A 22,649-nucleotide genomic window follows, 5' to 3' on the forward strand; every position below is an offset into this window, starting at 1 on the left:
GATGCTTAGGTAGCTGATTAAAAATGGGGCAGTTGCTAATGAGATATATGTACCATTTACTGAAATGAGGTGAAGAGATTGGAGATAGATGAATTGCGGGGAATACTAACTGGTACAGATACTGATGAAAAGATAGAGATTCTTAGCCATCTTTGTGATGTCTTTCAGTCGTATAATAATTCAATCGGTCATTTTATAGAATTGATTGCATTATTACTCGATTTAGGACTTAAAGAGCAAAATGTAGTAATAAAAGAAGAAATATTTAATTCAATTCTTATCGCAGCAACTTATAAAAGTATTGATGATATGGACTTTGATATTTTAGCAGCCCATGTTGAAAGTCTCCCTGAGGAATGTCTTCACCCTGCATTGACGATGTTAGGCTTCACTCATAACAAGAAATACTTATCTTGCCTTACTAAATATTTAGATCATGAGAACAAGAATATTAGAGCAGACGCCATAACCGCATTCAATGAAATTCAAGGATACTGGGTCAAACAATAAAATGGTGTCCATCCCAAAACTCGAAATTATTTAGAAGAGAAAGGAGTTATGGAAAACACACATGGGGAAGTACATATCAATAAGAGGTTGGTTTGAATTTGAGGAACACAATGTTGGTAAAATTAAAGAAATATGTATGGAATTTACTGAGAATTATAGTGACACTGAGTTAAATTATAGCACACGTAAATTGTATCAATCAGCGTGGGTTTTCCCTGAAACTCAAGTGAATTGGACTACCTATATATTTTATGGAGCAGATCTAAGAGAGTATCATTTAGGTTTTATGAAGGAACAAATTTCTGAAATAGCAGTAATTCCAGAAATAACAGGGTATTTTTTGATTGATGACCATGAAGGTGAACTAAAATTATGTTGGCAAGTATTTGGGGGACATTTAGTAGAAACTGAGCAGAGATGAGTAAGGACATTATGCCACTACACGTGAGTAGGAGGACTTGAAAATGTATGAAGAATTAGATGAGTATTTATCAGGGGAGTTTACAACGGATTATTGGTACGATGAAGGATTCTCCATTGCTAGAGAGATGCTAGAAGAGTTCAATAATAACGATTGGGAAGAATTATTGAGTCAGATTCTTTCAAAATCTATTGATTGGCAAGTCAGATATGCCTACTGTGTTGATAGTGATGTTAATGATGATGCAGTAGTTAAAAGTTTACTTTTACTCACTAGTGTAGATGATGAGGAATTATTTACAACGTGTGTTGATTCATTAAGAGTGATTCTGAATTCAACTAATATTGGATTAGTGTCAACTGAGGAAATCATGCAAAGAATCAATGAGATTCTTCCAAAGTGCGGCGTTGCTACACAAAAAATGTTTGAGGATTTTATCAAGAAGTTTTCAAATTGATATTTGTCAAATTGCGTCGGGTTATAACTTCGACAACAAGAAGATACATTACAACCGATGAACCAAACACTAAACTAATCAAGCACTTGTTAAATTGCAAAAGCTCATTCCAACTTGAATATAAGTAGGAATGAGCTCTTTTATGCTGGCCAGCACTATTACAAGGCTCTGACAAATAGAACGGATACATGTCAAAGGGTTCTTTCAAATAAACTGGAGCCCTACCATATACATCCTCAACCCAAAGCTGCCCGGACATAGACCCGCTCTCCATGCCTTTCAACATCCACCGGAGCCTCGAAGAAGCTGCTCAGCACCTCCGTCGTCATCAGGTCCGAGGTCAGGCCGCTATTCACAACCTCTCCGCGTCGTAGCAACAGCGTATGACTGAAGACAGACAGAATTTCCTCCGTATGATGGGTGACATAGATCAGGGTGGGCGTATCCTCGCGCTCGGACAAATCCCGAATACTGTCCAGCAGCCGCTCACGGGAGAACAGATCAAGGCCATTGCATGGCTCGTCCAGAATCAGGACACGAGGGTTCGCCATGAGGGCGCGGGCGATTAGCAGCTTCTGCTTCTCTCCTTGGGAACAAGTCTGATACTCCCGGTCCCACAAATGTGCGCAGCCGAGCGTCTCCATCAGCTCCTTGGCCCGCTCTAGATCCTGATCGTCCAGCTCATCATATAACCCAATGGTGGCATGCTTGCCGCTAATGATGACATATTGCGTCCGATCTGTGCGATGCAGCTTCTCTTGCAGGGAGGAGCTTACCCAGCCAATGGATTTGCGCAGCTCCCGCAGATCTACATTGCCGTATTGCTCGCCTAATACGGAGATGGAGCCCTTCGTGGGCCATTGATACCCAGTAATCATATTTAGTAGAGTCGTCTTGCCCGAGCCATTCAGACCAAGCAACGCCCAGTGCTCTCCTTCGTTCACGCGCCAGCTAACATTGTTCAGTAATGTGAGCACACCTCTTGTCCAGCTTACGTTCTGTACATCTATGATCATATCTACTAGGCCTTCTTTCTGATGAATCTGCATGTGTTGGGATTCTGCGTGTGTTGGAATATGGTCGGAATTGCCGTCGAATGTCCGCCATGCATCTTTATTATCTATCCATGATAAAGGATTCAGCCTGAAAAAAGAACATGCAGAAGTAGAAAAAAGATAATGAAGAGAAAGATATAGTGACAAAGAGAAGAAAAGAAGACAAGAGGGCAGAAGAAAGAAGAGCAAATACCAGAAGGTGCAATCAACAATAACTCCTAAGAAACTCACAAAGAGACAAGGGAATATGAAAAACAAAGCAGCACTAAAAAACGAGCAATGCTAATAATCAACGCCAAAACCAAGTAACGCTAATAAATTAAATAACACAAAGAAGCTACAGCATCCCAACGAATGAGTGCTGCAGCTTCTTCTATGAATGGCCGTCGTCCATACTAACGGCTACAGTAATTTATTTGCACATTAACAACTTTAAAGCTCTATACTTGTGCAATCATTACATACCAATCTTTACGCACCCAACAGTTATAGCTTTTCTAGTTCACGCTTTAATCCTGTGCAGCCTCTACATCTCTTAATCCCTTAATCCCTACATTTTTTAATCCCTACATCTAACCTCTACACCTGTGCAACCTTCACGCCAAGTACAACCTCCACCTGATGCGTTCCGCCGTCTCCGATCACAGGCAACACATTACCGTCAATGGCTGTGCCATCAAGCTGAATGGACGCGATGCCTTTGCTGATCTGCTGTGGATTGGACACGCGAATGACGTAGGTATCGCCACGGAAGACGCGGGTAACGGTGAATTCGGTCCAGTCGGCTGGAATACATGGATCGACCTTGAGTCCGTCGTAGTCCGGCTGAATTCCCAGGATGGACTGCGTAATCGCTACGAAGTTCCAGGCAGCGGTCCCGGTCAGCCAGCTATTCTTGGCTTCGCCCTGACGCACAGCATCCTTGCCGGCAATCATCTGGGCGTAGACGTACGGTTCCGTCCGGTGTACGTCGCTAATATCCTCCAGATAGGCTGGCGCTATTTTACTATATAGCTCGAAGGCCCGATCTCCGCGTCCAAGCACGGTCTCAGCCATCATAATCCATGGATTGTTGTGGCAGAAGATACCCGCATTCTCCTTATAGCCTGGGGGATAGGAGGAGATCTCGCCGAGGTTCAGATAGTATTTGGAATACGGCGGATTCTGCAGGACAATCCCGTATGGTGTCTCCAGCCGATCCTGCACCGCATTCAGTGCTTTCTCCGCTAGCCCTTCCTCCACGCCGATGCCAGCCATGACGCAGAAGCCCTGCGGCTCGATGAAGATCTGGCCCTCCTCATTCTCCTGACTGCCGATCTTCTGCCCGTAATGATCATATGCCCGCAGGAACCATTCCCCGTCGAAGCCATGCTCTAGCGTAACAGCCCGCATCGTGTCGACATGGGCCTGTGCCTCAGCTGCTTCCTCGTTCAAGCCTTTGCGGCTGCACAGCTCAATGAAGTCTGGTCCGGTGTACACGAACAGTCCTGCGATGAAGACGGATTCGGCCGTCCGGCCCTCAATATTCTGCGTCGTCTGGTACGGCTCATCCGGAATATTGGAGAAGCAGTTCAGATTAAGGCAGTCATTCCAATCGGCGCGGCCGATCAGCGGCAGTCCATGTGGCCCCAGATTCTCGATGACATGGTAGAAGGAGCGCTTCAGATGCTCGAACAGGGTAGCTGTGTTGTCTGGGTTGCAGTCGAACGGCACCTGCTCATCCAGAATGGCGAAGTCACCCGTCTCCTTGATGTAGGCTGCCGTGCCTACGATCAGCCAGAGCGGATCATCATTGAATCCGCCGCCGACCTCATGATTGCCTTTTTTGGTCAGGGGCTGATACTGGTGATAAGCACCGCCGCTCTCGAACTGTGTGGAGGCAATATCGAGAATGCGTTCTCTGGCCCGCTCAGGTACTTGATGCACGAACCCAAGCAAATCCTGATTGGAATCACGGAAGCCCATCCCGCGCCCGATGCCCGACTCGAAATAGGAGGCGGAGCGCGACATGTTAAACGTAACCATGCATTGATATGGATTCCAGATGTTCACCATCCGGTTCAGCTTCTCATCATGGCTGGCTACGGCATAGGTCGATAGCAAGCGCTCCCAATACGCCTTAAGCTCCGCGAGTGAGCGCTCGACGTCCTCTTCGGTAGCGAACTGCTCGATCATGGCCAGCGCAGGTGTCTTATTAATAATGCCTGGAGCCTCCCATTTGTCAGCCTCTTCGTTCTCTACATATCCCAGCACAAAGTTCAGGCTGGTCTGCTCGCCTGGCTGCAGCGTCAGTTCTAGACAGTGGGAGGCAATGGGGGACCATCCACTGGCCACGGAATTGGATGGTTCACCGGAGGTAACGACCTGCGGCGTATCCAATCCATTATACAGGCCGAGGAAGGATTCGCGGTCGGTATCGAAGCCATCAATTGGACGGTTCACGGAGAAGAAGGCATAATGGTTGCGACGCTCCCGGTACTCCGTCTTGTGATAGATGACTGAATCCTGAATCTCAACCTCGCCCGTGTTCAGATTGCGCTGGAAGTTGGTCATATCGTCATAGGCATTCCACAGGCAAAATTCCACGAAGGAGAAGAGCTTGATACGTTTCACCTGATCAGATGTATTGGTCACAGTTACCTGATGCACCTCGCCATTATAGCCGAGTGGCACAAAGGCCAGCTGATTCACCTTCACCCCATGACGCTCACCCGTAATGGAGGTATACCCGAGCCCATGCCGGCACTCGTAGTTATCGAGCTCCTTCTTGACAGGCATCCAGCCTGGCGTCCAGTAATCTCCTTCGTCGTAGACGTAGAAATAACGTCCGCCGTTATCGACAGGAATATTGTTGTACCGATAGCGGGTCAGTCTGCGCAGCCGCGCGTCCCGGTAGAAGGCGTAGCCGCCGCCTGTATTCGAGATCAAGCCGAAGAACTTCTCGTTGCCCAGGTAGTTAATCCATGGATAGGGGGTCTGTGGAGTGTGAATAACATATTCCTTGTGCGCATCATCAAAATGACCGTACTTCATTTGATCGTAACTCCTCTCCTGATTCGCGAAATGGATGGACAGGCCTTATTTCGGAAAACGTTTTCGGATATTTGTGAGGCTCTTTGTAAATTTGTAATTCGTAGTTGTAATTCATAATTCGTGATTCGTAATACGTAATTCATAGATCGTATCCTCCATAGCAGAACAGATCCAAAAGCGGATTTCCGATCCCATGTCATGTGTATGCAAGGGCATTCCACGCTATGACGGCCTGTTATCGGATATCATTCTAGCTACCGAGTACGAATTCCTGCCCGTTCAGGCAGGTCATAAAAAACTTTAACTGCTTTCCTTAAAATCTCACACCTGTGCGTGCAAAAAAGGCTGTTGGAAGAGCTCCTAATCCTCCTTTAAGTGCAGTTACAACAAACGATACCAGGCACCCCTTACTTACAGGCACTCCTTACTAAACAGGCATTTCTAACCATACAGCCACTACTTACTATAATAGAAAATCTGTCCACGGGAAGAGGAACAAACAAATATGCACATGCTCCCAAACAAAAGAACCCATCCGTTGAAAGGACTTTCGATATAATGGGGGGAGTATGGGGTTAACGCATCAGAGATTGCTTCCAGCATGAACGATGCACAGATGCAGTAGCTCATGCACATTAACTATTCATATCAACTATCCACATAGAAAGTGGTGAAGCGTGTCTTGTTCTTCGCACATCATATCCAGCGCAAGATGACCTTGTTTATTTTTGGATGCGCATTCATTCCTCTATTGGCCCTGAGCCTGCTGTCGTACCATAAGTCCACGTTGACCGTCAGGGAACAGCTTCAGGACTATAACCGTTATGCCATGCACCAGCTTGAGACCATTACCAACATGCATTTGAAGGAGATGGATGCGATCTCCCGTGATATTCAGAGCTATCTACTGGCTCCGGGCCGAAAAATCACCAGCGAGCCTGCGACCTATGCAGAGTATCAGGAAATGAATCATTTCCTGGACTTCCTCTCCTTTCACGTCTCACAAATCGTTGAAGGGCTATATGTGTATACACCGGATGGCCAGATGCTGACCAGTCGAAATATGAATACCCGTGAGCTCATCGAGATGCCCTGGTGGAAGGAATATTCAAGCGACGGCGGCTGGCAATGGACCGGATTTCATGACGGCTCTTACTATAGCTCCCCAAGGCCCGGCAATCCGCTCATTAGTTTGATCGTACCGATCCAGCTTAAGGCGGGCGTGCCGATCGGCAGCAGAATTGTCGTCGATGTGAATGCACGCGAGATGCTAGCCCTGTTCCGATCCTATGAAATGGATACCAACTCGTACCTGGAAATACGAGATTCAGAAGGATCACTCATTTACCGGACAGAGGGAGAGCACCCCGAATCGGAGCGGGATATCGAGTTCCGGCGAACACTGGAGTTGAATGGCTGGCAGATCACTGCGCGTGTTCCGTATGAGGAATTCAATAGATCGACGCTTGTCATTCGCAATGATGCAATCCTGATCAGCATTCTGTCGTTAATCGCGGCTTTCTTGCTGGCAAGATGGCTGTCGGCGAATCTGACGAGACGCATCGTTACCTTGAATCAGTCCATGCTGGAGTTCAGCCATGGCAAGCTGGATACGCAAGTAGAGGTGCGCGGTGATGATGAGCTGTCACGGCTGGGACACCGCTTCAACTCCATGACTCGTGAGATTCGGGAGCTGGTGGCCAATATTACGAGGACAGAGCAGCTGAAGAAGGAAGCAGAGCTGAGAGCGCTCCATTATCAGATTAACCCTCATCTAATTCTGAATACGTTCAATGCGATCCAGTGGCGGGCTCGTATTGCTGGGCGCACGGACATTGATCGGATGATCTACCACCTGGGTGCGCTGCTGTCCGAGAATCTGGATATAAGGCAGGAGCTGGTTCCGCTAGAAGAGGAGCTTGCCACGATCGGACATTATCTCAAGATTCAATACTACCGTTATGGCGAAGCCTTCACATACATTGAGGATGTGGAGCCGGGGCTGGAGCAGGCCCTCATTCCACGAATGACCCTGCAGCCGTTGTTCGAGAATATTTTCTATCATGCCTTCGATGACGGAGTGGGAATCATTACGCTGGAGATCTTCCGCGGACGCGATCATATTGTGCTGCTGCTGTCGGATAACGGGAAGGGTGTCGCGCCAGACGCCGAGACGATTCGCGCCGCACCTCCGCTCAAGGGCAGAGGTGGTCTGGGCTTGTACAACGTGGATCACAAGATCAAATTACATTTTGGGGAGGACTACGGCATCCGGATTATGCCTGATGTAACAGACGGGGCTATGATCGAGATTCGCCTACCTTTCCTGGAAAAGGAGACAACCGATGACGAAAATGAGAACGGTCCTGATCGCGGATGATGAACGTCTGGTACGAATCGGGCTAATGCATATGGTGGACTGGGAGCGCTGGAGCATGAAGGTGGTGGCTAACGCGCCCAATGGGCAGGCTGCATGGGACATGTATCAGGAGCATCGACCGGATCTCGTCTTCACGGATATTGTCATGCCAGGGCTGGACGGACTTGAGCTGGCACAGCGCATTAAGGAGGATAATCCTGCGGTCAAAATTTTGTTCCTGAGCTGCCATTCCGATTTCGCCTATGCTCAGCAGGGTATGGCTCTTGGTGCATCCGGCTATCTATTGAAGACAGCGATGGATGTGCAGGAGGTTGATCGCTATTTGGACAAGATCACCAAGGAGTGGGAGCGTAGCGAAGCGGAAGGAGAGGTCAAGGTTCCTCTGAGTGGGGAGAGTTCAGAAACTGCATCCATCTATACGGAGCTGGAGCAGCTGTACCAGAAATGGCTTCAGGAGAGAGGAGATGCTGACAGGCTGAATCAGCTAATTCGGACATATCTGGACCGTGACGGATATCTATGCAATGACCGGCAGCTATGCAATGAAGGGGATTTCCAAAGTGAGGAGCACCGGCACGTTGACAGGCTATTGAATAGTAGCGAGCAACAAAATGCTGAACTATCATCGGGCGAAGCACAGCGGGATATATATGCACAGTCTGACAAGACCCAATCCATAGCAAGGCCGTCTGAGGAACCAACGGGCGAGATCGTCATGATTGTCGCATTTGGACTGGAGGAGGAGGCACAGCGCTCGTGGATACAGGAGCTGAAAGCCTTGCAGTTAGCGGGAATGGGCCGACGTGGGCCAATCCTTACGCTGGGATCGACACAGGGAATGGGACCATTGCTGTTGATGCTGCCAGAGGTACATGCGGATGAGATCATGCTGAGACTGGTGGAGCTGCATCATAGCCAGCCTCGACTTACCTGGAAGCGAAGTCAGCTGCCAGCCGATACCTACGATTATATGGAAGAGGTTGCGCGAATGCTGCGAAATGCAGAGCTGGAGCAGCAGTACGAGATGCATAGCCCATCCATCTCTGAGCCGATCATGCATGCTGTTCGGTATATCGATCACCATGTGCAGGAGCCGATTGTATCCTCGCAGCTGGCAGGCCATGTCGGGCTAAGCCGAAGTCATTTCAGTACCCTGTTTAAAAAGGAGATGGGTATTAGCTTTCTGGATTTTCTCCACCGCCGGAGAATGAACAAGGCCAAGGAATTGCTGACTTCGACGGATTGGAAGATCCACGTCATTTGCGAGAAGGTAGGGATTGAGGATAACCGCCATTTTAGCAAATGGTTCAAGCGCTATACGGGCATGACGCCATCCGAATATAGGGAGAAGCCAGAGAAGTGAGGCACTCAAAAACAAAATGACAACAAGCTCAGGAAGCGAGCGAGCTCTGGCCAGCGGTCGAACAAATGAACAATAAATTACAGATGAATATCCATTTCAAGGCAGACGACTGTTCGGTACGATAAAGCGGAAGCGTGCACTACGAAGCATGGTAGGGCACACTGCATATCACACATCACAAGGGGGATGCAGGCATGGTAAAGAAATTGAAGCAATCTGCGCTGCTCGTCGTATCCTTAATCATTCTGCTTACAGGCTGCTCCAGTAGTAGCTCGAGTGAGAATGGTTCGGGCGAGCAGGTCAAGCTTGTCGTATGGATATGGGACTCAGCCCAGATTGGTCTGGACACGAATATGGAAGCGTTTAAGCAGGCCCACCCGAATATCGAGATTGAGTATCAGCTCATGGGTCAGACGGACCTCTATCAGAAATTCCTGATTGCGGCGAATACAGGCGATAAGATGCCGGATATCGTGGCGGTGGAATCCAGCAATCTGGCGCAGATGGTCAGCATTGACGCGCTGTATGATCTGACCGAGAAGACAGCCCCGTATCGCGATAAAATGGTGCCTTTCAAATGGGAGGATGCCATGAAGGACGACAAGGTCTACGCCATGCCATGGGATAGCGGTCCTGTCGTGATGTTCTATCGGAAGGATATCTTCGAGGCTGCTGGGCTGCCGACTGAGCCGGACCAGGTAGCGGAGCAGATCAAGACCTTTGAGGATTATAAGGAAGCAGGCAACTTAATTAAGGAAAAGACAGGCAAGGCCATGTTCGCGGATTCCCGCACACGCTCCAACAACCGTTTCTTCGAGACGATGATGTGGCAGCGGGGGCAATGGTATTTTGATAAGGATGGCAATGTGTCGCTGGATGCTCCGGAAGTCATTGAGACCGGGGAATTCTACGCCAGCATGGTGAAGGATGGATTGATCGTGGATGCAGAAGCCTTCTCCGAGAATTGGCTGAATGCCTTTGCCGATGGGAACATTGCGACGATTGTAGGTGCAGCCTGGTACGATAACCTGCTCTCCAATCTGATTGATCCGGACAGCTCAGGTAAATGGGGCGTCGTGCCGATGCCGAAATGGTCTGAATCGGACCCTTATGCCAGCGCCAACGACGGCGGCTCCAATCTGGCGATTAATGCGAATTCCGAGCACCCGGAGGAGGCGTGGACCTTCATCGAATTCATGCTGGGACGCGAGGATTCGCAGCTGAAAATGATGGAGGAGGGCGGATTCCTGCCATCGCTGCAGACGACCTTTGAGGATGAAGCCTACGCAGAGCCTGTCGAGTACTTTGGTAATCAGCCTGTACGGGAAGTATTCACCGAGGCACTGGGACAGATCTATCCGCAGGCGTATACCGTGGATTTCCCGGTAGCCAATCAGTTGATGAGGGATGCGTTCGCTGAGGTCTTCCTGAACAACGCCTCAGTCGCCGATACGTTCAAGAAGACTGCTGACGAGCTGCGAAGTCGTACAAGCCGTAAATAATCTACCGATACTTTAATCTTATGGAGGGATGAGTCGATGGCTTCCAAGTGGTGGAGATGGCAGCAGAGGTCCGCTCCATATGTGTTTATTTCTCCGTTCTTCATCCTGTTCATGGTGTTTCTGCTGTATCCGTTTCTGTATTCATTCTATCTGAGCCTGGTGGAATGGAATGGAGGCAAGACCAAGACCTTCGTCGGTCTGGACAATTATGTCCGTCTGTTCCAAGACAATGTATTCTGGCTCTCGATTGTTAATGGTGGAATTATCATGCTGCTCTATGTGCCGCTGATGCTGCTGATTGCAACATTGGTCGCAGTCTTGCTGAATCAGGCGTGGGTGAATGGGAAGGGCTTTTTTCGAATGGCCTTCTTCACCCCGAATATTATGGCAGTTGTCGCGGTCTCGTTTGTTTTTACCATTTTGCTCAACAGTGAAAATGGTCTGGTGAATGTCATCCTGACCAAGCTTGGTATTATTGCGCAGCCGATTCAATGGCTGGATTCCGCTTGGTGGGCCCGCGTCTCAGTTGCTGCCATGGTCATGTACCGCTGGATGGGCTATAACATGATTCTGATCCTCGCCGGGCTTCAGAATATTCCCAAGGAGGTCTATGAATCGGCCTATATGGACGGGGCATCGCCCTTCCAGTCCTTTACACGGATTACGTTGCCCTTGCTTAAGAAAATTCTGGTCTTCTGTCTCGTGCTCTCGACCTTGGGTTCATACGGCCTGTTCGTGGAGCCGTTCATTCTGACGAAGGGTGGTCCGGTCAATTCGACCATGACACCTGTGCTGCTGGTGTATCAGGAGAGCTTCCGCAATCTGAATTTTGGATATGCCTCGGCAATAGCTGTCATGTTCTTTTTCCTGATGATGACCTTGACCTTCATTCAACTGCGTGTATCCCGAGACAAAGACTAAGTGAGCGGAGGTGAGAACACCATGCCAGCAGCAACGGCGAATATGCACAATAAGGAATCACGAATTCCATTTCGAGTCAGAAATACGCTAAAAAAAGCAAGCGCCTATACCATTCTCGTGCTGATCACGATCGCCTCGTTGTTCCCGCTATTCTGGATGGTCAGCTCCTCACTGAAGGAGCGAAGGGATATCTTTCTGAATCCGCCGATGTGGATCCCTGTCAACCCGCAATGGAACAACTATGTAATCCTGTTCAAGGAGCGCATGTTCGGCACGGTCATCTACAATAGTCTATTTATTACTGTAATTCATACGGCACTAGCGCTGTTCTTCTGTACGCTTGCAGGGTATGCTTTTGCGAAATACCAGTTCCGCTTCAAAAGCCTGCTCTTCGCCATTGTACTGGCCTCCATGATGGTCCCGTCCGAGACGACGATTATTCCAATGTTCGAGATCTACCGTTCGCTGGGACTGATCGATAATCCGTGGGGTGTCATTATTACGAATGTGGCTAATGCGTTCGGTATCTTTTTCATGCGCCAATACTGTGACAGCATTCATACGGAGCTACTGGAGGCGTCACGAATTGACGGCTGCTCGGAGTTCAAAATTTTTACACATGTCGTATTACCGAATCTACGGCCTGCGCTTGCGAGCCTCGGTATTATTACCTTCGTCAATCAGTGGAATAATTTCCTGTGGCCGCTGATTGTCCTGCGTTCACCAGGCGAGCAGACGGTATCGCTCGCTGTTCGGGCTCTGGAATCGGGTGCGCGGACGCCCTATGAGCTGATCATGTCCGGCTCGGTCATCAGTGTACTACCACTGCTGCTCATCATCCTGCTGTTCCAGAAGCAACTGATTCATGGGCTGATGGATGGAGCTGTGAAGGGATGAGGCAGAGTTAGTCAGAGGAATAGTTAAATGGGGATCGTGCATGTTCTGCAGACCATGTGCACAGTACATATGACAATGAAAAGGGCTGCATCCCAGCGTGATATGCTCTCCTTACGGTAGACAGGTGAAATAATAATCCTGTTTTCGTGAGGGGGGCATTTTTAATGTCCAGCGTGCACAACTAAGTACGTATCTTCTGACTGGCGAAAGTCTCGTCGTGGGAAAGGCTAAGTCATTGCGTAGCTTGAATACCTGCGGGTATAGAAATTCTGTGAGTGAAAGTGAATTAATTAAAGCACTTATCAGAGACTGGGAGCAGCATGACAGGTCGTAACATCAGTGAATCTGATGCGTTGTCAAAAAGACAATGCAAGAGGAAAAAAGGAAGCCGAAATTAACTTTAGGCGGATGTATGTAAGAAAATACAATTTTTCTGTCCAGTTATATAGGCGCCGGACGTGGTCGAATGACATAGTATACAATATTTAATTCCACAGATGGAGGGGGGAAAGCTGACCATATGCGAAAGAAAAATAATATTACGAAGAGTCCGAGACTCAAAAAGAAGTGCAGCCTCAGAAAAAGAAACAGAACATCGCGTGTATGCTGCCGCAGGCGCAGGAAAGAGCTCAAGCACGGGATTCGCAAATTTACTCTTCGAAAATTGCGCAAGCCCATTCGCCGGAAAAATCTCATTACAGTCCCTATAAAGGTAGAAACCACAATAGAAGAGTTTGACGGAAATGCTGTTGCTTGTCCCCCGGGGCCACATCGACAAAAGGGTCTGCAAGGGCCGCAAGGTCATCGCGGACGACACGGATGTCATGGTAGAAGAGGGCCAACGGGAGCAACTGGAGCTACCGGCCCGACAGGCGAGCCAGGAAATACGGGAGCAACCGGCCCGACGGGTGCCACAGGCAATACGGGATTCACGGGAGCAATCGGCCCGACGGGCGTCCCAGGCAACACGGGGCCCACAGGAGCAACCGGAGCTACAGGTCCAACGGGCGTCCCAGGCAACACGGGAGCAACTGGAGCAACGGGCGATCCAGGTAGTACGGGAGCAACTGGAGCTACCGGGCCGACAGGCGAGCCAGGCAATACGGGAGCAACCGGACCGACGGGTGCCACAGGCAATACGGGATCCACTGGAGCTACAGGTCCAACGGGCGATGCAGGTAGTACGGGAGCAACCGGAGCTACAGGTTCAACGGGCGTCACAGGCATCACGGGATCCACCGGAGCAACTGGAGCAACGGGCGATCCAGGTAGTACGGGACCTACTGGAGCTACAGGCGCGACGGGCGCCCCCGGCAATACGGGGCCAACTGGAGCTACCGGAGCAACGGGTGATGCGGGCAGCACGGGCCCAACTGGAGCTACAGGACCGACGGGTGTAACAGGTAGCACTGGAACTACAGGAGACACCGGAGCCACGGGAGTCACAGGCATCACGGGACCCAGCGGAGCTACAGGACCGACGGGCGAAGCAGGCAACACGGGACCCACAGGAGCGACCGGAGCAACGGGCGATCCAGGTAGTACGGGATCCACAGGAGCAACTGGAGCAACGGGCGATCCAGGTAGTACGGGACCTACTGGAGCTACAGGCGCGACGGGCGCCCCCGGCAATACGGGGCCAACTGGAGCTACCGGAGCAACGGGTGATCCAGGTAACACGGGACCCGCGGGAGCAATCGGAATAACGGGACCCGCGGGAGCAATCGGAATAACGGGACCCGCGGGAGCAACCGGAATAACGGGACCCGCGGGAGCAACCGGAATAACGGGCGCCACAGGCAGTGCGGGACTCACGGGAGCAACCGGACTGACGGGTGCCACAGGCAACACGGGAGCAACCGGACCGACGGGTGCCACAGGCACAACAGGACCTACTGGAGCAACCGGCCGGACAGGCGAGCCAGGCATAACGGGATCCACCGGAGCTACCGGTCCAACAGGCGATCCAGGTAGTACGGGAGCAACTGGAGCTACCGGTCCAACGGGCGATCCAGGTAGTACGGGACCCACAGGAGCAACCGGACTGACGGGTGCCACAGGCAACACGGGATCCACCGGAGCTACCGGTCCAACGGGCGATCCAGGTAGTACGGGAGCAACTGGAGCTACCGGTCCAACGGGCGATCCAGGTAGTACGGGACCCACAGGAGCAACCGGACTGACGGGTGCCACAGGCAACACGGGATCCACCGGAGCTACCGGTCCAACGGGCGATCCAGGTAGTACGGGAGCAACAGGAGCAACCGGACCGACGGGTGCCACAGGCAACACGGGACCTACTGGAGCAACCGGAGCGACAGGCGAACTAGGCAACACGGGACCCACAGGAGCAACCGGACCGACAGGCGTCACAGGTAGTACGGGAGCAACTGGAGCAACCGGAGCAACGGGTGCCACAGGCAACACGGGACCCACGGGAGCAACCGGACCGACGGGTGCCACGGGCAACACGGGACCTACTGGAGCAACCGGGGCAACGGGCGATCCAGGAATCACGGGATCCACCGGAGCTACAGGTCCAACAGGCGATACAGGAATCACGGGATCCACCGGAGCTACAGGTCCAACGGGCGATACAGGCATCACGGGAGCAACCGGAGCTACAGGTCCAACGGGCGATACAGGCATTACTGGAGCAACCGGAGTAACGGGTGCCACAGGCATTACGGGACCTACAGGCCCCTCTGTAACTAGCATTAGCATTATTCCGACAGCATTCAGATACTTCCTTATTCTCACGAGTGACGTTGATTTATCGACTATCGTAGATTTTCCAGCAACAGACTTTACGGATGATTCAGGGACCCCTGCAGCAGCATTCAGTGGACTTGGAGCAAACAGCTTCAACAATCTATATATCAATGGCATTGTACAGGAGGGAAGCTTCTATAATGTTATTTCCTCCACATTATCTTTAAATAATGGTGGTGGGGTTCTTTTTGCAGGCACCCCGATTATTCTGGAGATCGTTAGCTTCACAGCCATTATTGTTCCATAAAGAAAGAAGTCAATTATCTATCAATCTATAAAAATAGTCTTTTAATCTCATCCTTCCGCCGTCCCTTTCTCATTTACCAAGCATAATTTGGTAGAGAGAAAGGAGGTGAGCCACAATGCCAATCACTCCTCCCTTCCAGGCGTCCAGAAAGTTCGCAGCAACGTTCGGTGATGGAACTGGAACAGGTGCAACGTTCGCTATTGCTGCTACTAGCTTCACAAATGATGCCGGGACAGCAGCAACGGCTTTCCCAGCCACCTTTTCTTACTACGTTCTCTTTATCAATGGTGTCCCTCAATTAGCTGATACTTCCACCATCACTACGACAACGATCACTATACCTGGTGGTGATGCACTTGATCCAGCCACACCGCTGCTGGTAGAAATTGTCGTTAACTGATATGGTTTAAGTACAAAGCAGGTTGTGCTCAGTATCCAACCTGCAAGCTATGCTCGGATTAAAGCGAAGAAGCTTCTAAGCCAATTGATGCGCTTAGAAGCTTCTTCTTTTGTCCTCAAGAAATCGTTAAATCATGTTTTACTTGTGTCTAGCCCTATCTCATTTGAAGTAAGATCATCTAAAATATACCTGCTTTTACAATCTACAAACGGGTATCATTCGGCGGATGCCGGGATAATTCTCTTGTGTATCCGTATCTGTTGGTTTATCACTATCTGTGTCTGTCTGCCTTCACTCGCTGCGATTAGGTAGCGGACCCCTCGAACAGCTTCTGATTAGAGACAATGCTAGGATGCTCGGGATGATAGCTGGCAGCCTTCTCATTGCAGCTTCGGGAGGCTTCCTTGTCTCCCAATTGCCAGTGACAGACACAGAGCTGAAGATAGGGATACCAGGTCGTGAGTGATTTGTGGTGAAAGCCGGGTAATTCCCGGTGTTCAAAGTATAAGGCCTGCTCATACCAGTAGATGGCGGCTGCATATTTCTGCTTGCGCATAAAATGATCTCCCAGCGTGCAGCTCGCATCTGGCCGTGGACGATCATAGAGAAGTGCACGCATGCTCGTCAGGACGGCCTCTTCCTGGTTCCCGAGTGCAGCCTTGCAATCCGCCATATGCTGACAGGTTCGAATCTCATCCTCAATCCAGCCCTGCTTGGTGGCAAGGAATTTCTCATAGATCTCCAACGCCTTCTCGTGCTGACCATGCTCTCGCAGCTCATTGCCGTAATAGAACAAGTCCCGCGGAGTGAATTCTCTACCCTCAGTAGCCATCCGCTGATAGATGCGCAGATTACGCCCAACCGAACCTGAAGGCTCCGTAGCGGTCTTCTTGAATTTGCGATGCGATATAGCAATGTCGGTGGTGAAGATGTTACCGCCCACCTGCAAATACTCATGAACGGCCCCGAACCATCTGAAGTTGCAGGCACGCTTGACCAGTCGGTGACGTCGGAACTGGAAGCTGACCTCCCCTTGGGAATTGAAGCCAGTGTTATAGAACATTGACACAGCATCGACAGAAGGAGGAAGGCTCTCCTTCAATGCCCGCAGCTTGAGCCGATCGGGCTCCAGCAGCTCATCGTCTGCATCGAGCCAGAGAATGTACTCCTGGGTGGCATGGTCGAAGGCAAAATTCCGGGCATCCGCAAAATGATCTCTCCAGACAAAATCCACAATTTTGGCGCCAAATTGTGCAGCAATTTCCTTGGTCCGGTCATCAGACCCTGTATCCACAATGACAATCTCGTCCACGAGGTCCGCGACAGAGCTGAGACAGCCGTCGAGCACCTCTTCCTCATTTTTGACGATCATACATAGGCTAATGGTTGGCAATCGTATTCTCCCCCTGAGCACCGAGTGTTGGTCAAGCGCTATAAGCCTGACAATGGAATCATGCATAGCCTCCGCTACAGCATGTATATTCATGGGGCAGCTCATCCTATTCCCTTTGCTGTGCGAAAGCTGGAGTTTGCCGACGCATTCAGAGGACCTGTATAATATGGGAAAGAATACTCTTTTCCATTTTGAATTATTATTCATATTAATGTATATTAATTCTTTATATAGGCTACTTGCACTTCCGATTATGACTTCTGCATAGCAGCATAGAAGCGATGATGCTTCTCTTGCCGATGTGTTGCGTGGTTCAGGGTCTATTCACGGATGATGCATAGTGCTGCAGAAATGGATGGGGGATTTCAGGTGTATAAATTCTTAGAAGAACAGTCTTTGCAGAGTTGGCCTGCGCTGAAGCAGCTGGAGCTAGACGGATGGCTGCTCAGATTCGCTGGAGGCTACACGAAGCGCTCTAATTCCATAAGCCCGTTGTATGCCGGGTCAAAGACAGACGCACAGAGTATAAATGACACACAGCATATAAATGACATACAGCATTTAGATGACAAAATAAACCGATGTGAGCAGTACTATCAGCAGGCTGGCTTGCCAACCATATTCAAAATAACACCGTATACAGAGCCATCCAATCTAGATGCTGTACTTGAGGCCCGTGGCTATGTTCAGACGGATCTGTCTCGTGTGCAAAGCATGGATCTGGCTGGGCCTGTGCCACTCACGTTGCTAAATATAGGGCACTCACATGCCCAGTGTCTTGATGCTGCGGGATACAAGGTTACGATATTCGAGGAATTGAATCCGTTGTGGCTAGAGACGGTTGTACGTCTCAGTGGGCTAAGTGACAAGTATCTGGAGGTAAAACAGAGACTGCTGCGTCATTCGGGTCTCAATGCAGGTTATGTGTTGCTGTATGTGGAGGGAATCCCTGTAGCCTGTGGACTTGGAGTAGTTGCTGGCGGAGGTCTGGGAATCTACGAGATCGGGACTGATTCTGTGTTCCGCAGACGCGGCCATGCGCGTCAATTGCTGCTTCATCTATTGTGCTGGGGAGCTTCTCAAGGTGCACAATATGCTTATTTGCAGGTGCTGGCTGATAACAGGCCTGCTCTGCAATTGTATGAAAGTATGGGCTTCCGGGATCTATATTCGTATTGGTATAGAGTACAGCCCGAGCTGTAAAATCAGGATGTAATCGGAGCCTATTCAATCTGAAAATTAGTAATATTCAAAATGGATTGGGAAACCACATGAATGAAGGTGTTGTATGCTGGCACGACTGATTCGACGCATTCCAAGAGACTGGCTGGTCTATATGTATCGTCACATGCCACTGAAGGGCTTGAAGAATACCATTGTATACCGGACACAGCATAAATTCCTCGTTGCTGTCCTTGGGGTGATCACGAATGATGCAGGAGAGGTCCTGCTGTTGAAGCACACGTATCGTGACAAGGAGCCTTGGGGAATCCCGGGGGGCTGGATGGAGATGGAGAAGCCGGAGCAGGCGCTGGAGCGAGAAATATGGGAGGAGACGCAATTCAAGGTGACGATTACCCGACTGGAGCGGGCGATCTACAGCACGAAGCCAGGACGGGTTGAACTGGTGTATAGAGGCATCGTGACCGGTGGGACATTCCAGGCCAATAGCGAAATATCTGAGGCTATGTTCTGCGACAGGATGCATCTGCCTGAAGATCTACCTAGCCACCAGAAGCGCTTGATTGCCGCTATATTAGACGGAGAGAAATGAAGGGGAGGGGATGAGTAGATGTTACGGTCACTGAAGGCAATTGCTGCCTACCGTTCGGGAGATCCCGCATCGTTGGGGCAACATAGCTGGCTACAGCTACTGGCATCGGCTGAGGAGCGAGTCGTGAACTATGAGCGTATCGAATCCTTGGAGGAACTGCAAGGGCAAGTCAATCCGGTGCTGGATTATGTGGAGCGTTCACTACGTCTTCTTGAGGGGATGCAGCTGTCCTTTTGGGTCAAGGAATTGGTAGAGCAGGTGCTGATCTGGGCAGAGACAGCGAAAGGCGGCACACTGCGCCAACGCTTGGCCTGGCAAGCTCATGGCATCAATTTGTTCGTGCATAATGAGGGTTCAGCCCAGTTATATGCACGGTATGGTCGAGGCGAGGGTGCTGCTACGCAGCGACTGCGGGAGGGGATCCCTGATCTGATCGAAGCAGACCAGACTAAGGATATAGTGGTAGAGCGCCTGATCGCTACTCATGGCCTGATTGGTCAATACATCCGGGGAGAGGTTCCCTTCTCGGCCCATGAGCCTTTGATAGAACTTGTAGAGAAAGGGTATCTCTCAGCGGATGAGCTGGATTCGGTATTGCTTCCGCTAAACGCTTGTATCATTGGAGCAGTGGATCTGGCTTTGTGGGAGCGGGTACAGCCCGAAGTGAAGCAGCTCATCTGTAGTATTGCAGCAGGTGAGCGTGAGGTGGCTTGGACGATTCGAGAGCGCCTCATGCGTTTGCGGAGTGCATCTATTGAAGGGGGCGAAGCGTTTAGTCAAGCATTTGCCCAACTGGAACAGATAGAAGGTGTTATTCCTGCTCTCGCGGATATGCAAGACAAGACACTATGGTACGTGGAATCCGCGTTGCAGGATTTCTCTCTTGAGGAGGTCGTGAAGATCTTCCTGCTGGCGCTGCGCCATTCAGCAGGATTCGGCACAGCTGTAAGTGACTCAGCAGTATCGGGCTCAACGGGATTAGCATTGACAGAACTGGAAACGAAGCCGCAGTCGCAGGAGCATACGGTGTCCCTTAATGATAGGCATGGAGCTGAGGCTGCATTATTGGACAACAGCGCTTATGGGGCAGATGAATTTATAGGCAGATGGAGTCGACAGCTTCGGCATATCAGCTTCGAGCTGTTCATGAACATGATCTACTACGATTACAAAGGGCAGAAGCACATTAATGTGTATAAGAAGCGCATGATCGAGAAATTTTTGCGTGAACTGAGCTGGGAGGAGATCCTGAACGGGCAGCAGCCGGACAATCCTCACCTGCATTATCAGCTAAAGCAGCCTCCGTCGCTCTCAGACACCGTATTTGTTAACTTTGAATTCTCGCCCGCAGCCAACAAGCTGATCGAATTTTGTATTGAGGCAGAGAAGACTCCGCTCTATGAGCAGGCTGTATTGCTGCTCTTTGATTTGTTTGATCTGCGTCGAGATGCGTATGACCGTTTCCACAACGAGGAGCGCTATCTCGCGGACATGAACCAGACGGTAGACTACAAGCGGGTCATGCTGGACTACATTTCTGGGACTCGCGTACTCGATATCGGACCAGGCGGTGGAGTGCTGCTGGACTTGATCGAGCAGGAGTTGCCTGATGTGCAGGCTGTAGGGATTGATATTTCAACGAATGTCATTGAGGCACTGGAGCGCAAGAAGCAGCTGGAGGGGCATAAGTGGCAGGTCATGAAGGGAGATGCGCTTCAACTGGAGAGCAGTATTGAGCCTGGAAGCGTGGATACGATCATTTTCTCATCCATACTGCATGAGCTATATTCCTATATTGAGCGGGACGGCCACAAATTCAACCTGCTTACTGTAGCCGATGCATTGCGTAGTGCGTACCGGGTCCTTGCCCCAGGTGGGAGGATCATCATTCGAGATGGCATCATGACAGAGCCGCTGGAGCAGGGAAGACGTATTCGTTTTCTGGAAGCTGATGGTGTACGCTGGCTTGAGCGGTATGCGAAGGATTTTGCAGGCAGGAAGATTGAATATACGGTGCTAGGTGATGATGAGGTGGAGCTGCTTGTGAATGATGCGATGGAGTTCCTCTATACATATACCTGGGGTGCCGAGGCTTATGTTCACGAGGTGCAGGAGCAATTCGGCTATCTGACACCGTCCGCTTATCGTAAGTTCATTCATGAGACCCTCGGGGAAGAGGCAGGTATTTTGGTAGCAGAGCATTATTTGCAGGCAGGCTATACGGAGGCGCTTCAGGAGCGAATCATCCTAACGGACGAGAAGGGGAACCCTGTACCGTTGCCAGACAGTACCTGTCTGTGGGTTATCGAAAAACCAGCGAAATGAGAGGCGACCGTAAAGAACATGAAGCCTAACAGCGGTCGACAGGTCATGATAGGTCTCAATAGGTGTCCATAGGTTTCGAAAGAGCCTCCTACTTGGTGCGGCTCTATACTTACATTTGATAGGGCCCGAGGTACTAGAATAAGAGACAGTATCTATAAGAGTATTAGGTGTCTAAAAGAAAAAGAAGAGTCTAATAGAGAGTAGAAGGGCATCTAAAGAAAGTTTAATCACTTTTAAATCAAAATCTAAGAAGATTATGAGATAATTCTAAGAAACAAGAATGTGAGTAAATATGCGAGATGAGCGGAGGACAGCACATGACAGCACTACCTGATGCAGCTATAAATCTCAAAGAATTGCAGGCTAACCTGAGGGTACTAGCTCTGCTGGATATTATTCTGTGCGATGAGGAGTGGCTACGCTACTACACGTATGAGCCCGCATGGGCAGAAGGGGTATCACTGGCTAACGTGGATGACGGGTCTGGCAATCATATGTATGTTATTTTTGCACCTGAGGGCGCGATTATCAAAGGCTTTGACCATGAATCCGAGCTCAGTCCGCATGCGCAGGAAGAGTACGGCGTGTGGCCCGGGATGTATGACGGGATGCCGGCTGAATTAATGCAGCATCTGCAGGATGATGCATTGGAGCCAGAAGAGGTCACCTTTTGTTACTGGCGGCTGATGGGTGCTAATAACTGGTCTGAAGGGTCAGTGATTGTGCCGGAAGGCATAGACTCAGGAGCGTCTTGGCTGCTGTCCACGATGTACGACACACCAGAGGCCTACGTGGACTGGGCCAACGACTACTATGAGCTGGAGCTGGAAGCCGAGGATGTCCGTGACGTTTTTGAAGGGCAAGTGATTACGGCAGAGCTCATCACGAGGTTGAATCCCGAGCGGAACCAGGAGGAGGCTTTAGCCGAGCTTGCGGTGTTATAACTGTGATTGAACCCCATTCGGCTAGTTGTTGTTTGCCAAGTTATTGTCAATTTCCCCCCCTCTTATTTATGTTGTGATACTATTGTGAATAAATTGTATAAATATAACATCAGAATTGGAGGAGGTTCATGAATAAAATATTAGTGCTTATATGGATTATAGGTTTTTATTTTTTCATGAAATGTCTTAATTATCTTGATAATTATTTCGAGCTTCAAAGATCCATCACCTTTAAATTCCAACCCTATATAACAT

At 50.0% G+C, this 22,649-nt stretch carries 17 protein-coding genes; 14 read left to right on the forward strand and 3 right to left on the reverse strand.

The features are described from left to right. Positions 1-78: 78 nt before the first annotated feature. The 3 genes from K331_RS0124165 (at position 79) to K331_RS0124175 (ending at position 1,388) form a co-directional block, all read left to right on the forward strand. Complete coding sequence (locus K331_RS0124165) at positions 79-510, forward strand: hypothetical protein (protein ID WP_028592261.1); 432 nt, start codon at positions 79-81, stop codon at positions 508-510. Positions 511-571: 61 nt separating this feature from the next. After that, the gene (locus K331_RS0124170; RefSeq protein ID WP_028592262.1) at positions 572-931 is read left to right on the forward strand and encodes a hypothetical protein; all 360 of its coding nucleotides are present in this window, start codon (positions 572-574) and stop codon (positions 929-931) included. 43 nt (positions 932-974) lie between these two features. Further along, complete coding sequence (locus K331_RS0124175) at positions 975-1,388, forward strand: hypothetical protein (protein ID WP_028592263.1); 414 nt, start codon at positions 975-977, stop codon at positions 1,386-1,388. Between the two features lie 236 nt (positions 1,389-1,624). On the opposite strand, the gene K331_RS0124180 is transcribed toward K331_RS0124175, so the two are convergent. Together K331_RS0124180 and K331_RS0124185 are read right to left on the reverse strand one after the other, a co-directional pair. Beyond that, positions 1,625-2,404: an ABC transporter ATP-binding protein gene (locus K331_RS0124180; protein WP_036635699.1), complete on the reverse strand. Its 780-nt coding sequence runs from the start codon at positions 2,402-2,404 to the stop codon at positions 1,625-1,627. A gap of 618 nt (positions 2,405-3,022) precedes the next feature. Beyond that, positions 3,023-5,476, reverse strand: coding sequence for a GH36-type glycosyl hydrolase domain-containing protein (locus K331_RS0124185; RefSeq protein WP_028592265.1), 2,454 nt, complete (start codon positions 5,474-5,476; stop codon positions 3,023-3,025). 682 nt (positions 5,477-6,158) lie between these two features. On the opposite strand from K331_RS0124185, the gene K331_RS30390 reads away from it, so the two are divergent. From K331_RS30390 to K331_RS0124220, 7 genes are all read left to right on the forward strand, one after another. Beyond that, positions 6,159-7,856, forward strand: coding sequence for a sensor histidine kinase (locus K331_RS30390; RefSeq protein ID WP_051290002.1), 1,698 nt, complete (start codon positions 6,159-6,161; stop codon positions 7,854-7,856). Then, on the forward strand, positions 7,822-9,219 hold the full coding sequence (locus tag K331_RS32375) for a response regulator (RefSeq protein WP_028592266.1): 1,398 nt from the start codon (positions 7,822-7,824) through the stop codon (positions 9,217-9,219). Before K331_RS30390 ends, K331_RS32375 begins: the two co-directional genes overlap by 35 nt. Before the next feature lie 194 nt (positions 9,220-9,413). Beyond that, a complete protein-coding gene (locus K331_RS0124200) occupies positions 9,414-10,721 on the forward strand; it encodes an ABC transporter substrate-binding protein (protein ID WP_028592267.1) in 1,308 nt (435 codons plus the stop codon). A 36-nt stretch (positions 10,722-10,757) separates the two neighbouring features. Next, on the forward strand, positions 10,758-11,642 hold the full coding sequence (locus K331_RS0124205; protein ID WP_028592268.1) for a carbohydrate ABC transporter permease: 885 nt from the start codon (positions 10,758-10,760) through the stop codon (positions 11,640-11,642). Between the two features lie 21 nt (positions 11,643-11,663). Beyond that, complete coding sequence (locus tag K331_RS0124210; protein WP_028592269.1) at positions 11,664-12,539, forward strand: carbohydrate ABC transporter permease; 876 nt, start codon at positions 11,664-11,666, stop codon at positions 12,537-12,539. A 520-nt stretch (positions 12,540-13,059) separates the two neighbouring features. Continuing rightward, the gene (locus tag K331_RS30405; protein WP_084165557.1) at positions 13,060-15,558 is read left to right on the forward strand and encodes a beta strand repeat-containing protein; all 2,499 of its coding nucleotides are present in this window, start codon (positions 13,060-13,062) and stop codon (positions 15,556-15,558) included. 115 nt (positions 15,559-15,673) lie between these two features. Further along, the gene (locus tag K331_RS0124220; RefSeq protein WP_028592270.1) at positions 15,674-15,958 is read left to right on the forward strand and encodes a DUF4183 domain-containing protein; all 285 of its coding nucleotides are present in this window, start codon (positions 15,674-15,676) and stop codon (positions 15,956-15,958) included. A 304-nt stretch (positions 15,959-16,262) separates the two neighbouring features. Here K331_RS0124220 and K331_RS0124225 read toward each other — a convergent pair whose 3' ends face one another. Beyond that, on the reverse strand, positions 16,263-17,330 hold the full coding sequence (locus K331_RS0124225; RefSeq protein WP_404821526.1) for a glycosyltransferase: 1,068 nt from the start codon (positions 17,328-17,330) through the stop codon (positions 16,263-16,265). Positions 17,331-17,720: 390 nt separating this feature from the next. Here K331_RS0124225 and K331_RS0124235 point away from each other — a divergent pair, with 390 nt between their 5' ends. From K331_RS0124235 to K331_RS0124250, 4 genes are all read left to right on the forward strand, one after another. Then, a complete protein-coding gene (locus K331_RS0124235; RefSeq protein ID WP_028592272.1) occupies positions 17,721-18,554 on the forward strand; it encodes a GNAT family N-acetyltransferase in 834 nt (277 codons plus the stop codon). An 85-nt stretch (positions 18,555-18,639) separates the two neighbouring features. Next, positions 18,640-19,125: an NUDIX hydrolase gene (locus K331_RS0124240; RefSeq protein ID WP_028592273.1), complete on the forward strand. Its 486-nt coding sequence runs from the start codon at positions 18,640-18,642 to the stop codon at positions 19,123-19,125. Between the two features lie 18 nt (positions 19,126-19,143). Beyond that, a complete protein-coding gene (locus K331_RS0124245) occupies positions 19,144-21,450 on the forward strand; it encodes a class I SAM-dependent methyltransferase (protein WP_028592274.1) in 2,307 nt (768 codons plus the stop codon). Positions 21,451-21,767: 317 nt separating this feature from the next. Continuing rightward, complete coding sequence (locus tag K331_RS0124250; protein ID WP_028592275.1) at positions 21,768-22,394, forward strand: hypothetical protein; 627 nt, start codon at positions 21,768-21,770, stop codon at positions 22,392-22,394. The last annotated feature ends 255 nt before the right edge of the window (positions 22,395-22,649 follow it).

Source organism: Paenibacillus massiliensis subsp. panacisoli DSM 21345, from assembly GCF_000426545.1.
In the GTDB taxonomy this organism is placed as follows: Bacteria; Bacillota; Bacilli; order Paenibacillales; family Paenibacillaceae; genus Paenibacillus; species Paenibacillus panacisoli.

Bases quoted from the DNA above. Each gene is read 5' to 3' on its own strand.
- K331_RS0124170 (WP_028592262.1), top strand. From the start codon at position 572: ATGGGGAAGTACATATCAATAAGAGGTTGGTTTGAATTTGAGGAACAC.
- K331_RS0124175 (WP_028592263.1), top strand. From the start codon at position 975: ATGTATGAAGAATTAGATGAGTATTTATCAGGGGAGTTTACAACGGAT.
- K331_RS0124180 (WP_036635699.1), bottom strand. From the start codon at position 2,404: ATGATCATAGATGTACAGAACGTAAGCTGGACAAGAGGTGTGCTCACA.
- K331_RS0124185 (WP_028592265.1), bottom strand. From the start codon at position 5,476: ATGAAGTACGGTCATTTTGATGATGCGCACAAGGAATATGTTATTCAC.
- K331_RS32375 (WP_028592266.1), top strand. From the start codon at position 7,822: ATGACGAAAATGAGAACGGTCCTGATCGCGGATGATGAACGTCTGGTA.
- K331_RS0124200 (WP_028592267.1), top strand. From the start codon at position 9,414: ATGGTAAAGAAATTGAAGCAATCTGCGCTGCTCGTCGTATCCTTAATC.
- K331_RS0124205 (WP_028592268.1), top strand. From the start codon at position 10,758: ATGGCTTCCAAGTGGTGGAGATGGCAGCAGAGGTCCGCTCCATATGTG.
- K331_RS0124210 (WP_028592269.1), top strand. From the start codon at position 11,664: ATGCCAGCAGCAACGGCGAATATGCACAATAAGGAATCACGAATTCCA.
- K331_RS30405 (WP_084165557.1), top strand. From the start codon at position 13,060: ATGCGAAAGAAAAATAATATTACGAAGAGTCCGAGACTCAAAAAGAAG.
- K331_RS0124220 (WP_028592270.1), top strand. From the start codon at position 15,674: ATGCCAATCACTCCTCCCTTCCAGGCGTCCAGAAAGTTCGCAGCAACG.
- K331_RS0124225 (WP_404821526.1), bottom strand. From the start codon at position 17,330: ATGATCGTCAAAAATGAGGAAGAGGTGCTCGACGGCTGTCTCAGCTCT.
- K331_RS0124240 (WP_028592273.1), top strand. From the start codon at position 18,640: ATGCTGGCACGACTGATTCGACGCATTCCAAGAGACTGGCTGGTCTAT.
- K331_RS0124245 (WP_028592274.1), top strand. From the start codon at position 19,144: ATGTTACGGTCACTGAAGGCAATTGCTGCCTACCGTTCGGGAGATCCC.
- K331_RS0124250 (WP_028592275.1), top strand. From the start codon at position 21,768: ATGACAGCACTACCTGATGCAGCTATAAATCTCAAAGAATTGCAGGCT.